At 40.4% G+C, this 14,593-nt stretch carries 9 protein-coding genes; 7 read left to right on the top strand and 2 right to left on the bottom strand.

Features of this window, described 5'->3' with window-relative positions; all coding sequences use genetic code 11:
* The first annotated feature begins 7 nt into the window (after positions 1-7).
* The 3 genes from H4075_RS21405 (at position 8) to H4075_RS21395 (ending at position 4,470) form a co-directional block, all read left to right on the top strand.
* Positions 8-2,023, top strand: coding sequence for a tetratricopeptide repeat protein (locus tag H4075_RS21405; protein WP_182802902.1), 2,016 nt, complete (start codon positions 8-10; stop codon positions 2,021-2,023).
* A 190-nt stretch (positions 2,024-2,213) separates the two neighbouring features.
* Positions 2,214-2,693: a T9SS type A sorting domain-containing protein gene (locus tag H4075_RS21400; protein ID WP_182802900.1), complete on the top strand. Its 480-nt coding sequence runs from the start codon at positions 2,214-2,216 to the stop codon at positions 2,691-2,693.
* 1 nt (position 2,694) lies between these two features.
* Positions 2,695-4,470, top strand: coding sequence for a fibrobacter succinogenes major paralogous domain-containing protein (locus tag H4075_RS21395; RefSeq protein WP_220494821.1), 1,776 nt, complete (start codon positions 2,695-2,697; stop codon positions 4,468-4,470).
* A gap of 107 nt (positions 4,471-4,577) precedes the next feature.
* On the opposite strand, the gene mqnC is transcribed toward H4075_RS21395, so the two are convergent.
* A complete protein-coding gene (gene mqnC / locus H4075_RS21390) occupies positions 4,578-5,702 on the bottom strand; it encodes a cyclic dehypoxanthinyl futalosine synthase (protein ID WP_182802899.1) in 1,125 nt (374 codons plus the stop codon).
* Positions 5,703-5,914: 212 nt separating this feature from the next.
* Here mqnC and H4075_RS21385 point away from each other — a divergent pair, with 212 nt between their 5' ends.
* Both H4075_RS21385 and H4075_RS21380 read left to right on the top strand, forming a co-directional pair.
* Positions 5,915-7,099, top strand: a complete 1,185-nt coding sequence (locus tag H4075_RS21385) for an aspartyl protease family protein (protein WP_182802897.1) — start codon at positions 5,915-5,917, stop codon at positions 7,097-7,099.
* A gap of 62 nt (positions 7,100-7,161) precedes the next feature.
* Positions 7,162-8,400: a M16 family metallopeptidase gene (locus H4075_RS21380; protein WP_182802895.1), complete on the top strand. Its 1,239-nt coding sequence runs from the start codon at positions 7,162-7,164 to the stop codon at positions 8,398-8,400.
* An 8-nt stretch (positions 8,401-8,408) separates the two neighbouring features.
* Here the strand turns inward: H4075_RS21380 and H4075_RS21375 are convergent, their stop codons facing one another.
* Positions 8,409-10,163: a hypothetical protein gene (locus tag H4075_RS21375; RefSeq protein WP_182802893.1), complete on the bottom strand. Its 1,755-nt coding sequence runs from the start codon at positions 10,161-10,163 to the stop codon at positions 8,409-8,411.
* Positions 10,164-10,224: 61 nt separating this feature from the next.
* Here H4075_RS21375 and H4075_RS21370 point away from each other — a divergent pair, with 61 nt between their 5' ends.
* Together H4075_RS21370 and H4075_RS21365 are read left to right on the top strand one after the other, a co-directional pair.
* On the top strand, positions 10,225-11,505 hold the full coding sequence (locus tag H4075_RS21370) for a M16 family metallopeptidase (protein WP_182802891.1): 1,281 nt from the start codon (positions 10,225-10,227) through the stop codon (positions 11,503-11,505).
* A gap of 258 nt (positions 11,506-11,763) precedes the next feature.
* Positions 11,764-14,586, top strand: coding sequence for a TonB-dependent receptor (locus H4075_RS21365; RefSeq protein WP_255460261.1), 2,823 nt, complete (start codon positions 11,764-11,766; stop codon positions 14,584-14,586).
* Positions 14,587-14,593: the final 7 nt, after the last annotated feature.

Genomic DNA, 14,593 nt, shown 5'->3' with positions numbered 1-14,593 from the left:
TAGTCAGATGAAAACACTTTTATCGAGCTTATTTATATTACTCTCTATGTCATTGGGCTTTGCACAAACCAAACCCACGATGCCAGATGTGAATAAGATGATGAAGATGAGCCCGACAGAACTCGAAGCTTATAAAAAACAAATGCAGAAGCAGTACAGTGCACAGGCAAAACAGATTGCACAGGAAGCGAATTTTAAAATAGATGAAATGACGCTGCCTGATTTTAAAGTGCAACTGCCGTTAAAAGATGCGAAGCGATTATCGCTCATCCCAACACAACCTCCCACATTAATTCAGCTGAGCGATATGTTGCGTACAACAAAGCAACAAATTGAAACAGTTGTGAAACCAACCGTGTTGCAGGAAGTAAAGAAAATAGTGACGGGCCAAAATGCCGAAACACTTCAGCAATCTGCTATCGGAACTTTTTATGCTGATAAGCCGGAGCAATCACTTCTTATTGCAATCGAAGCTGCGTTGAAAGATGTGAATGATCAAACCGGTTGGAACAATGTTGCTGCTATCATGAACATGACGGGCTTTCAACATAAAGCCATTCCTATTTTAATGAATCAATTACAAAGCGATCCCAATAACAGTATGCTGCTGAACAATATGGGGCAGGCTTATCTCGGCCTTGGTGATATTGGTTTAGCTGAAATGTTTTTAAAACAATGTCTGCAATATGATCCGTTGAACCCCGAAGCAAACCGCAGCATGGGTATGATCAAATTCTTCTATGAACAGTATGAAGAAGGCATGAAGTATTTTGAAAAGGAATTGGAAGTAGCTTACCGCAGAAGCACCATGGCTTTGATGCGTGGTAAAGACAAAGCATTTAATATTTATCAACTCCGCAAGAAGCGCAACATTCCAAGTCGTAATTATTTTGGAGAACTCTCTTTCCAGAATTTTAAAGTGCCTTCATTACCTGAGACAACAGATCAAACAGCTGAAGCTAAAATAAAAGGTGAAGCATTTGGTCAGTCAGTGATGGCGGAAATGCTTTACTGGAACAGCAAGGCGCAACTTTCTCCTGAAGAAATAAAAAGAGATGGTGAACAGATGCCCGGTATTTATGCCGACTATGTGGAAGCGTTACTTGAAGATTTACACAAAGTATATACATCAGAAGAACTGTTGTTCTTCAATCAACTTGATATTAATCATATTGAACAACTGCTCAACGAATACAATGAAAAAATGATGGCGCTGAAATGTCCGCAGGCACCGGCAGGCGCTACGTTTGGTGAACAGGAAGCCTACATTAAAAAATGCTGCGACCTGAAGAAACCAATCATGGACGCATTTGTGGCACAGTACAATGCGTTTGTTACAAAAAGAGGTAACCGTGCAATGGGGATCTGGCGAGAATATCTGAATGATCTCATTAATATTGTTTCACTTGATCCCAGTGCAGGAAACAGAATTATGGTGTACCGTAACCTGCAACAGTATTTCGTTGTGTTGAGTCAGTGCTGGGGAAGCGGCCAGTTTTTAGATCCGCCGATGGAATGTAGTGTAAGCCTTACCACTGCCGAGGCCGATAGTTTAATTGCTTCTTCACGCAATCTTGATCTCAGTTGTCCGTCTTGGCTGAATGTTGAAATTGATGTCAAGGTGGCCAAGATAAAAGCTGACTGTAACAAGTATGTAATTGAAGCAGGCAAGTTTTGGCAGGCCAATTATGAACACAATTTCAGAACAGGAACAACTACGCTTGCTGCAGGTGTTGGTGGTGAAGCAAAATTCTTTGGCGGTATTGGCGGTGCAGAATTAAAAGGAATGTTTTATGTGTCGTTTGATAACAACAACCAGTTCAGCGATGCAGGTATTATGGGAAAAGCAGAAGTAAAAATTGGCGACACCCCATTTACGTTTGCCGGAGGCAATGGTTCGGCAGGTGGTATCATCGGCAGCACAGAAGGAACCGTAAAGCTTGGCATCAATTCAGGTTTCACATCGGGTGTGGAAGGCAATGGTGCATTGGCAGAAGTGGTGAAAATTGATAAGTCGTTATGATAAGTATGCCTTTGGGTCAAATAATTTTACTGTTAGAAAACAAAATTGCACTTGTTGAAATTACCAATGACTACCTGTTAAATTAAAGAACCTCAGCACAACTTCACAGTTAAGAGCTCAAAGCACACGCTTATTAAAAACGGTTAGAGTTTTTCATATTTCTGGTTATTTTTATCGCTAAATCTGTTTTATGAAAAGCCGCCTGCTGATAATCCCCTTACTTCTATTATCCTTTTCTGCACTTCATGCCCAGCAACATACAGTAACAACCGGAGGTAAAGCAACTGGTATAAATGGAAGCGTTACCTACAGTGTGGGAGAACTTATTATTCCCGATAGCAAAGGACCTGGCGGCTCATTATCCGGCGGACTTCAACTTCCTTACGAGATATCAGTGATTACTTCATTGCCTCGTATTGATATGATTTTGTCTGCTTCTGTTTTCCCTAATCCAACAACAAATACTGTTCAATTAAAAATTGCTGATCCGTTTTTGAGTAGTTACCGCTATTCTCTTTACGATAGTGAAGGAAAGCTTTTGAAGAGCGCACAAATCAGAAATACAATTACAGAAATAGAATTAGGCAGTTATTCAAGAAGCTTTTTTATTCTCAATATCCAGAATAATAACCGCCAGTTAAAATCATTTAAAATAGTTAAAGCAAAATAACATGAAATTTATTTTTACCCTTTTCATATTTGCATTCTCATCAACTCAACTGCTTGCGCAATCGCCGCAACGAATCAGCTACCAGGCTGTGGTGCGTAACAGTTCAAATGGATTAGTAAGTTCTACCCAGGTGGGCATGCGTATCAGTATTTTACAGGGATCTTCTACCGGTAATTCAATATATGCTGAACGACATACACCCACTACAAATGAAAACGGTTTATTAACTATTGAGATTGGCGGCGGTACAGTTGAGAGCGGAACGTTTTCTTCAATACCATGGGCAAACGGACCTTTTTTTATTAAAGCAGAAACAGATCCTACCGGTGGTTCATCCTACACAATAACCGGTACCACACAATTGTTAAGTGTTCCTTATTCGTTGTATGCAAATACTGCCGGTAATGGCTTAGCTCCTGGAACACAAGCTGGACAAATGTTGTATTGGGATGGAACAAAATGGACGACGCTTCCAAAGGGAACAAATGGCCAATATTTAAAATGGTGTAATGATACGTTGACGTGGGGGCCATGTTTGCCAGTTATAAATACAAAAGCAGTTAAAAATGTAAATGATCATCCCCAGGCTATCGTTGATGTTGCAGTTTTAAGCGATGGCGGCTCGTACATTTTGGAATTTGGAATATGCGTAAGTAAAAATCCAAATCCAACATATCCAAACGATCAGGTGGGAGCAACATATCCAAACACACAGTTAGGAATAACTCAATTTGGTTTTGATACCGAGTCAAACACAACATATTATGTAAGAGCTTTTGCAGTAAGTAATGTTGGCGTTGCATATGGAAACGAACTTAGTGTTACTTCGAAAACATTTAGTGCTCCTGTAGTTCTTCTCGATTCCATTTCTTCTATTGGTACTTCTTCTGCGATTTTATGGGGCACTGTTTCGAATGAAGGAAGTTTTTCTGTAAGTCAAAAGGGATTTGTATGGGATACAATCCCTAATGTTTCTATAACTAATAATCTACTATTATCAACATCAGCCGGAAATAGTAATTACTCAACTGATCTATTGAATTTAAAACCCAACAAAAGGTACTATGTGCGGGCCTATGCGGGGAATGCTCATGGCAATTCTTACAGTGCGGAGCAGTCATTTATAACAGACACAATTCCAGCTCCACCACCACCACCACCACCACCGCCAGCTCCTACATCATTAACAGATATTGACGGTAATGTTTATCCCGTGGTTAAGATCGCAAATAAGCATTGGATCAGTAAAAATCTTGATGTTACCCATTACAAAAACGGTGATTCAATTCCGCAAGTGCAGGATGCTGCTACGTGGGCAAACCTTACAACAGGTGCTTGGTGTTATTATGAAAATCAAACTGCAAATGGAACAACATACGGTAAATTGTATAACTGGTATGCGATGAATGACCCAAGAGGAATTGCTCCTGCGGGATGGCATGTACCTAATGATGAAGAATGGGTGGCAATGATCGATTCTTTGGGTGGATCAGGAATTGCAGGTGGTAAATTAAAAGCAACAACTTTATGGAACAGTCCAAACACGGGAGCAACTAATAGCAGCGGATTTAATGGGTTACCTGGTGGAGCACGATTACCTAGAGGTGTATTTGATTATAAAGGGATGTGGGGTCAATGGTGGTCGTCAACTCCTTCGCAGATGAGCAACGACTTGGGAATATTTTTGCAGTTAACGAATGAATCCCAAGGAATAAGTGGGCCAAATCCGTTTGAAAAGCAATATGGCTATTCTATTCGATTGATCTGGAATTATTAAAAGAAATATACTGATACAACCTTACAACAAAACAGCCGATGCATCGCATCGGCTGTTTTGTTGTGTTATCATCCGCAACAATCTGCGTCATCTGTGTTTCAACCTCATCAATAATCCACCACCTGTTCTTCAATCACATTTGGTAATTCTCTCCATTCATATTGTTGTGTGCGGAGCTGTGGTTCAAAACCTGCTTCACGAATTGCTTCCTGTATAGATTTGTACGTAAAGCGATGTGGTGCACCTGCTGCACTCACTACATTTTCTTCCAACATGATACTTCCGAAATCATTGGCACCTGCCTGCAAACAAAGTTGTGCAGTTTGTTTGCCAACGGTTAACCAACTCGCCTGTATATTCTTTACGTTCGGCAACATGATGCGGCTCATAGCGATCATACGAACATATTCTTCCGCTGTAGTTAAATTATGTACTCCACGAATTTTTGCAAGTAGTGTATCCACATCCTGGAAGGTCCATGGAATAAATGCAAGGAAACCTTTTGCTTCTTCCGGTTTGCGGCTTTGTACTTCACGGATCTTTACCAGGTGTTCAAACCGTTCCTGTAATGTTTCCACATGACCAAACATCATTGTTCCGCTTGTTGTGATGTTGAGCTTGTGTGCTTCGTGCATAATATCCAGCCATTCCTGAGCACCACATTTTCCTTTGCTGATCAAACGACGTACACGATCAATTAAAATTTCTGCACCTGCACCAGGCAATGAATCCATCCCTGCTTCTTTCAACGCTTTCAACACCTCATGGTGCGTGCTTTTTTCGAGTTTGGTGATATGTGCCACTTCGGGTGGTCCGAGCGTATGAAGTTTAATGTTTGGATATAATGCTTTGAGTTGTTTAAACAAATTCACATAAAAATCCAATCCAAGTTCAGGATGATGTCCGCCTTGTAAAAGCAACTGATCTCCACCCCAGCGAATGGTTTCATCGATCTTCTTCTTATAAGTTTCAATATCGGTGATATAGGCTTCGGGATGTCCGGGTATGCGGAAGAAGTTACAGAACTTACAATTGGCAATACACACATTAGTGGTGTTTACATTACGATCGATCTGCCAGGTTACTTTACCATGCGGCACCTGTTGTTTACGTAATTCATCAGCCACAAACATTAACTCGGTAAGAGGTGCGTTTTGAAAAAGATATATGCCTTCTTCAACAGTTAAAAATTCAAAGTTGGAGGCTTTCTGATAGAGATCGTTAAGATTCATATGCTGGAGTTTCAAAAATTAATAGACAATGGGCAATTACCAATATGCAATGGACAATTGACAACATGCAAGACATAAGTTGTATTTGCCAATTGATTATTGCCTGTTGCCTATTTATCCGGCAGTAAAGTTACGGCCGGATATTTTACCAACCACGAAGCGTTCATCCTATTTCCGTTGTCTTTCCGGTTAGTTTCCATTAATATTGATTCGTGAAGTTTGCCAAAACGATATGCCTGCTGCTGCTTTGTTTGAAGCTGAGTGCCCAAAACGATGATTTTCCCCCAGCCCGACTGCTCACGAGTTTCCAGTTTGAGCAGCTGACCGGTGGCATCATCATTCTTCATGCAACGCTTAACGATTTACCCGATACACTCAATTTTATTTTAGATACCGGCAGCGGAGGTATTTCACTCGACACAACAACTGCGCTTTATTACAAACTTCCGCTTGAAACAAGCGACAGAACAGTGCGGGGAATTGGAGGATCAAAAAATATCAACTATTACAAAAACGGTACGCTGCATTTTCCGGGTCTTGATGTAACCGGTCTTGATTTCCACATCAACGATTACCAGATACTTACCGAAGTGTATGGCTTGAGGGTGGATGGTATTATCGGGTTTTCGTTTTTACGCAGGTATATTGTTGCTCTTGATTACGACAAACATATGATGAGTGTGTACATGCCCGGTACTTACAAATACCCCAAGCGTGGTACTTTTTTAAAACCTTCTTTTGCATCCATTCCCATTACACAGCATCTAGTACAGGATGAACGTTCTTACCTGTTGAATTTTTATTTTGATACCGGCGCTGGTTTATCATTGCTGTTATCTGAACAGTTTGTGAAAGACAGCGTGTTCATCAGCAGTTCACGAAAATCGGTAAACACACAGGTAGAAGGGTTGATCGGTAAGATCAATATGCGGCTCACAACAGTGAAACGGATGAATATTGGTCCGTACAAGTTTAAACGAATTCCGTTGCATATATATTCCGATTCGATCAATGTATTGGGTTATCCATCTGTAAAAGGATTGCTGGGCAGTGATCTGTTGCGCAGGTTCAATATTGTGCTCAACTATCCTGAACGTTTGATCCATCTTACGCCCAATACGCATATGCGTGATCCGTTTGATTATTCTTATACCGGGATGAATTATTATTTTATTGATGGGAAAATAGTGATCACAGAAATTCAGCAAGGATCACCTGCAGAAGCTGCAGGGCTTATACCCGGCGATATTATTTTTGGTATCGAAACAAATTTCAGTAACAACATCAGCCAATACAAAGCGTTGTTGCAAAACCCCGGACAAAAAGTACGCATCCTCATCTTCCGGAATACACTGCCACAAATGTTTGAGTTAAAAATTGGAAGTATTTTAAAGTAAGCCGCTTCGCCATTTGTTTTTTACCGAATTTTACCAACTCATTTATTTATTAGAATTGAACTATGATCAAATTTGAACGCTATATATTATCGAATGGTTTAAGATTGCTGATCCATAAAGATCTTTCCACACCCATGGCCGTTGTAAATGTGTTGTATGATGTGGGTGCACGTGATGAAGAAGAGAACCGCACCGGCTTTGCACATTTATTTGAGCATTTGATGTTTGGTGGTTCTGTCAATATTCCTGATTACGATGAACCGTTGCAATTAGCCGGTGGCGAAAACAATGCTTACACAACAAACGATCTCACTAACTACTATTGCCAGTTACCTGCTGAAAATCTCGAAACAGCTTTTTGGCTGGAGAGTGATCGTATGCTGAGTCTTGCTTTCAGTGAAAAAAGTCTGGATGTGCAACGCAAAGTGGTGAGTGAAGAATTTAAAGAACATTATCTCAACAAACCTTATGGCGATGTGTGGCATAAAATGCGGGAGATGGCTTACAAACAACATCCGTATAAATGGATGACGATCGGTAAAGAACTGAAACATATTGAAGAAGCTCAGTTGCAGGATGTAAAGAATTTTTTCTTTAAACATTACACACCTTCCAATGCTATATTGGTTGTGGCAGGTAATGTAGAAACAGAGAAAGTGTTGCAGCTTTCAGAAAAATGGTTTGGTTCAATTCCTGCGGGAGAAAAGTATGTTCGCCAGTTACCAAAAGAACCGGCACAAACAGAAGCACGCCGACTGGAAGTAAAAGCAGATGTGCCATTGGATGCGTTTATAAAAACATGGCATATGCCATCAAGACTTGAGCGTGGTTATTATGTGACTGATCTTATCACGGATATTTTAGGTGGTGGTGCAAGCAGCCGTTTATATGAATCGCTGGTGAAGGGAAAGAAATTCTTCAGCAGTATAGAGTGTTATCATTTCGGCAGTATTGATAATGGTTTGCTCACCATTGAAGGAAAGTTGGTAAAAGGGGTAAACATTCAGGAGGCAGAAAGGGCTGTAAACGAAGAAGTGGAAAAAATGAAGACTGAGTTGGTGGATGAGAAAGAATTGCAGAAAGTGATCAACAAGACAGAAAGTACTATTTTGTTTGAAGATATGAGTGTGATGAGCCGTGCAAACAGCCTGGCTTATTATGAACTGCTGGGTGATGCTGAGTTGATGAACGATGAGCTGCAACGCTACCAAAGTGTAACTGCACAGGAGTTGCTGGAAGAAAGTAAAAAGATATTTGATGAGAACAACAGTAATACGTTGTATTATCTGAGCAATAACTAAAGAAGCAGTTAATTCTTTATCAAGAGCACTGCAGTATTGTGCTTCTGTATTATTGTATCATAGCTATATAGTAATGGCGGAAGTTTCGATCCTTGAAGCGGGATGATGATAAGATCATATTTTTTTTGAGGATCGAACGGAGCATACCGCCTGCTGGTTGTTCTGCTGTTTGATAACGATATCTGCAACTTATTCTTAAGTGCGTAGTAATCGATCATTGTTTTATAATAAGGGATCCCTGTATACACTTCTTTTACTTTCTTTTCGATCAGCAATCGCTCACATTGTTTTGCTACACGATTATAGCCTGTTGTAATGTTTCCCTTTTTATAAAAAAAGCTGATGATCGTTCCACTGCTCAGGAATAAGATGGTTGTAAGGATAAGTAAATGTGGACGGAGCGCTATTTTGTTCAGTACAAGACTAATAATAGCTGCGGCAAGAAAGGCAACTACCACTGTAAAGTGCATCCAGGGTTTTGCCGGAAACTGCTGGCGGAAAAGAAAAAATACAGTAATGCATAGTAGAAATTGAATCAGCACGAAAGCAACAATAGCTTTATTGAATGGCCGCTTGCTGCGAAACAGAAAAAATGAACCAACTAAAAAGCAGCAGCCGAAGAATAAGGCAAGAAGATTAACAGGTGAAAGAAATGTTTTTGACAGGTTGCCAAAGGTTGTTACAAATGTAGTGAGTGTATTTGCTCTGTCATAAACAGGCGTCATATAAGGTTTTAGCAGCGACCATTTTACTGATATGAGTACGGGCAAGTAAAGGATAGCTGTAACCAGCGAAATAAGAAATCCGCTTTTTACTAAGCGAATAATTGCAGTATTCTTTTTTTGCATTGCCAATGCTGCAAACGCAAACAAGAACAAACCGGCCAATGCATATAAAAAGGAAGGGATCGTGTACAGCCCACCAATTGAACCAAGAACGAGTAGATAGCTGTGTCTTTTCTTGTACCCGTTTGAAAAGCACAGTTCAAAAATGGCATAAAGCGCTATGATATAAAACAGGAGTAAGAGCAGATAACCTCTTGCAAGAAACGAATAAATAAACAGCGGGTAAGCGGCAATAAAAAAACTCAAACCAAGCAAAGCGGCTGTGTCTGTAAAATGTTTTTTTAAGAAGCCAAACATTGAAATGATTACGAGTAGTCCAATTGGTAACAACGGAAGACGTAAGGCATAAACCGGATCAATGGGTAACATGCCTGTTAAAGAAGTAATGATTGAAAACAGGATATGATTATTCGGCAACGGATAAAACGTGGCAGCAACTAAAGGTCCTTGTGAACTGAAAAGCATATACGTATCCGCTTCATCAAAATCAATCGGGTAATAGATAATAGAAAATACAGTTCGGATAAGATAAAAAGCAACAAGGAAAAAAAATAAGGCACGATGAAATTTGCCAGAGGGTAATAGCGTTTTTAAAAAGCCTACGATGGCAGATTCCGATTCATTCATCAATAAAGTAATTCGTGCGAGCAATGCCCTTCTTTTTTTGTAAGTAATCAGCAACAGGAGCAAAACAGCACCGGCAAAAAGAACAGAAACGATCCGCAACAGCAGGAACTGTTGCTGCGACAAAAACGAGGATGCCGATTTTAGTAAATGTGGTTTATGGATGCGGTTTAAAAACCAACTGATAAATTCTGTATAGTTATTGGTGAAAAGCAGATAAAGAGCCGTTATCGAAATGCTCACTACAGCCGTAACAATAAGGCTCAGGAAAAGTATACTTCTGAATCGGGGCATTTCAACTAATTTAAACGGCATTTGAGAAAGTAATTACCTTCGCTCTCCACAATTATAATGAATGTTAAATAGACTACAAGCTCCAATCATAAAAGACGCCACAGAATTTGATCTTAAATTAAAAGCTTACGATAAATATGTGCTGGACAACGGCGTGGAAGTATACGCTGTAAATGCAGGTACACAGGAAGTATTAAGCCTTGAGCTGGTGTTCAGTGCAGGTAATTGGTTTGAGCAACAGAATAATATTGCAGCCGCTACCAATTATCTTATTAAGAACGGAACAAAAAGCAAAACAGCTTTTCAACTCAATGAACATTTTGACTACTATGGTTCGCATCTGAGCCGTGGTTGTTATAATGAAACAGCAAATATCGTTTTGCATTGCATCGATCGTCATTTTGCAACCCATTTACCGGTGATCGCAGAAATGATCACTGATGCAATTTATCCGCAGCATGAACTGGATATCTACAAACAGAACATGCAGCAGCGTTTAACGGTTAATCTGAAGAAGTGTGATTTTGTTGCCGGTCGTTTGATTGATGAGTATGTGTTTGGAAAAGATCACCCGTATGGCGTGTACAGCAACAAAGAAGATTACGATGCATTGCAGCAGGAACAGTTGCAGGATTATTATAAGAAGTATTATACCGAAGGCAAGTGTATCATCTTTGCAGCGGGTTTATTACCTGCCAATTTTCAACAGGAGCTCAACAGAACAATTGGTCAACTGCCGTTGAATCAAAAAGAAATTCCAACGATTCTTCACCCGGTAACACCTGCTGTTGAAAAGAAATACAGAATTGCAAATGATCCCAATGGCGTGCAGGGCGCTATTCGTTTGGCACAACCATTCCCAAACCGTCATCACCCCGATTTTCAACCCGTGCAGGTGTTGAATACCTTGTTTGGTGGTTTCTTTGGCTCACGGTTGATGAGTAATATCCGTGAAGACAAAGGTTATACCTATGGTATTCACAGTTATATTCTCAATCATATTTCTACAACTGCATGGATGGTGAGTACAGAAGCAGGAAGGGATGTAAGTGAAGCAACGATCACTGAGATATACAATGAAATGAAAGACCTGCGTGAAGAACTGGTGGATGAGGAAGAACTGCAACTGGTGAAGAACTATCTAATCGGTACTATCCTTGGCGATCTCGACGGACCGTTTCATATCATCGGCCGTTGGAAAAATTTAATTCTGAACGGATTGGATGAACAGTATTTTTATAAATCTGTCAACATCATCAAAAACATTTCAGCCAAAGAATTACAGGAGTTGGCGAATAAATATTTACATCCGGAGAAGTTTTATGAACTGGTGGTGGTGTAACGAATTTCTATTCTACTTCAACAAAAGCATTTTACTCAAAGTAAGATGCTTTTGTTTTTTACGCATACTGCTCACCGATACCTGTTCTATGCCGTCGAAAAATAAATAACAGCTATCCATTTTTTTTCGGCTATTAATGCTTAAATTTCATATAGGAATTAGCTGTTTCTTATCTGTGTGAAACTCCTTACCTGATCCCCTCTCTATTCACATTGTAGTTCCGTCCCCTTATTATTTCACTAACTAAAGCAAATGCATATGAGCAAGAGAATCTTCTACATCGTGTTATTATTTCTGCCAATCTTTTCTGTGGCACAAAAAGTTATTACCGGTACGGTTAAAGACTACAAAACAAAGCAACCACTGCAAGGCGCATCCGTTGTGGTAAAGGGAGGAACGGGAGGAACAAGCACCAATACGGCCGGTGAGTTTTCGTTGTCTGTTTCTGACCAGGCAAAAACAATCACCATAAGTTATGTAGGTTATGAAAGCAAAGACATTGCTATTTCTTCTGTAACATCAGGACTTGAAATTTCGCTCGTACCAACAGAACAGTTAACCGATATTGTTGTGGTTGGCAGCCGCAATCTTAGCCGAACAAGAACTGAGACACCGGTTGCGGTTGACATCATCCCCATCACGCAAATTGCTAACCAGGTGGGGCAGACAGATCTGAACCAGATACTTACTTATGTTGCGCCATCCTTTCAAAGTAGCCGACAAACTATTGCTGATGGAACAGATCATGTGGATCCCGCTCAACTAAGAGGTTTGGGTACAGATCAGATCCTTGTTTTGATCAACGGAAAACGACGTCACCAAAGTGCATTGGTAAACGTAAACGGGACTGTAAACCGTGGACAGGTGGGAACAGATCTGAGTGCAATTCCGGTAACCGCAATTGAACGTGTGGAAGTATTACGTGATGGTGCAGCAGCACAATATGGTAGCGATGCCATAGCAGGTGTAATAAATATTGTATTGAAAAAAAGTACAGGCATTCTGAATGGCAGTGTTTCATACGGACAAAATATTACTGCTTACCCAAAAGATTATGCATTATTTAAAACCACAAACAGAGGCGAGGCTCCCGATCAAAAGGTGAATGATGGTGGTACGTTCCAGGCCGGATTGAATTATGGTATTGGATTTAAAAATCAAGGGTACATGAATTTCAGTGGTGAATACAATCTGCGTGATTTCAGTAACCGCACCGGCACATACACAGGACAGATCTATCCATCGGTTGGAGGACAAAATAAAGACGACAGCATCATGGCAGCAAGAGGAACCAACCGTAATACATTTGACATGCGTATCGGTAACTCTAAAATTGCCGGTGGTTCTTTGATGGTTAACAGCCAGTTTCCGTTAGGTGGTGGCTGGAACCTGAATGTGTTTGGTGGATACAATAAGAAAAATGGTGAGGCCGCAGGTTTTTACAGATACCCGAGTTCAGTATTCAGCGGTGCAGGTTCAACTTACAGAGGTGAAGCGTTAGAACTTTATCCTGAAGGATTTCTTCCGCTCATTCAAACAAACATCCAGGATTATTCTATATCCGCAGCATTTGAAGGAAAAGTGGGACAATGGAATGCAAGCTTCAGTGAAACCTTTGGTGTAAACACATTTGGTTTTACGGTTGATAATTCTGTGAACTATTCGCAGTTTGCTGTGCAAACACCAACCAATGCTCAAACAAAATTTAATGCAGGTGAATTGAAGTTTCAACAGATCACTTCCAATATCGATTTCAGCAGGAATTTTAATGTACTGCATGGCATGAATCTGGCATTTGGTTCTGAACTGAGGGTTGATCAGTACGGACAGAAAGCCGGCGAGGAATCATCCTACAGGAATTACGACGTACCGTCCGGTGCAGCAGCAGGCGCACAGGTATTTGCAGGCTTTACACCTCCGTTTGCAGGAACTTTCAGCAGAAATAACATTGCATTGTATGCTGATGTGGAGCAGGATTTCACAAGAGAGTGGATGGTTGAAGGAGCATTGCGTTTTGAAAACTACAGCGACTTTGGCAGCACGTTGAATTACAAACTCGCTTCCCGTTATAAGATCGCCGATAAGTTTACAATCCGTGCAGCAGCAAGTTCAGGTTTCAGAGCACCAAGTATGCAGCAACGTTTTTATGCAAAAACAAACACGTTGTTTGTTTCAGGCCCGGGTGGATTAGTAGCAACTGAAAGCGGAACATTTCCAAATGGAAGTGCACCTGCAAAAATTCTTGGTATACCGGAATTAAAACAGGAAACAAGCAGAAACTATAGTGCAGGCATTACAGCAAAACCGTTTACCGGTCTTGAAATAACAGTGGATGGTTATATTATTGAGATCGATAACAGAATTGTATTAACCAACAATTTTAACGGTGGTAACGATCCTGCATTGCAGGCTTTGCTAAGTGCAGCAGGTGCACAAACAGCCAACTTCTTTACCAATGCAATTGATACACGTAACAAAGGAATAGAAGCGGTGGTGAATTATTCATTCAACATTGCAAGAGAACATAAATTCCGTTTTACAGCGGCGGCAACATTTATTAAGAACGAAGTTCGTAAAGGTGCAGATGGAAAGCCGATCATCAAAGCAAGCCAGGTTTTGATCAACAGTGGTCAGCTCGGTAATTATTTTAATCGTGAAGATCAAAGTCGTATTGAAGTGGCCAACCCACAATCAAAAGCAAGTTTTATGTTGAATTATAAGTTCAAAAAACTAGGGGTAATGTTGCGTACGGCCTATTTTGGAAAAGTTACTTATCTCGATCCAAGTATAAATCCTGCTAACCCGGGTGCTTTTCCAATGAATGCATTTAATAATAATCAACGTGAAACGCTTGACCAGGAGTTTGCACCAAAAACGGTAACAGATATTTCTGTGAGTTATGAGATAGGCAAGTTCTTTACAGTTACTGCCGGTGCAAATAATCTGTTTGATGAATACCAGGATCTGCACAAACATTCAAGCAACATGTCGTTAGGAAGATTTATGTACAGTCGTCGTGTACAGCAAATGGGATTTAACGGAAGGTTTGTCTTTGCACGGGTTTCATTTAACATCAAGTAATTCAACT

The sequence above is a fragment of the Lacibacter sediminis genome, from assembly GCF_014168535.1.
Classification (GTDB): Bacteria; Bacteroidota; Bacteroidia; order Chitinophagales; family Chitinophagaceae; genus Lacibacter; species Lacibacter sediminis.
Note: the sequence above shows the minus strand (reverse complement) of the source record. Positions and strands in the feature narration are given on the sequence as shown.

What these genes read in the sequence shown, in the direction of transcription:
- H4075_RS21400 (WP_182802900.1), top strand. Translation starts at nt 2,214, where the DNA reads ATGAAAAGCCGCCTGCTGATAATCCCCTTACTTCTATTATCCTTTTCT.
- H4075_RS21405 (WP_182802902.1), top strand. Translation starts at nt 8, where the DNA reads ATGAAAACACTTTTATCGAGCTTATTTATATTACTCTCTATGTCATTG.
- mqnC (WP_182802899.1), bottom strand. Translation starts at nt 5,702, where the DNA reads ATGAATCTTAACGATCTCTATCAGAAAGCCTCCAACTTTGAATTTTTA.
- H4075_RS21380 (WP_182802895.1), top strand. Translation starts at nt 7,162, where the DNA reads ATGATCAAATTTGAACGCTATATATTATCGAATGGTTTAAGATTGCTG.
- H4075_RS21375 (WP_182802893.1), bottom strand. Translation starts at nt 10,163, where the DNA reads ATGCCCCGATTCAGAAGTATACTTTTCCTGAGCCTTATTGTTACGGCT.
- H4075_RS21395 (WP_220494821.1), top strand. Translation starts at nt 2,695, where the DNA reads ATGAAATTTATTTTTACCCTTTTCATATTTGCATTCTCATCAACTCAA.
- H4075_RS21370 (WP_182802891.1), top strand. Translation starts at nt 10,225, where the DNA reads ATGTTAAATAGACTACAAGCTCCAATCATAAAAGACGCCACAGAATTT.
- H4075_RS21365 (WP_255460261.1), top strand. Translation starts at nt 11,764, where the DNA reads ATGAGCAAGAGAATCTTCTACATCGTGTTATTATTTCTGCCAATCTTT.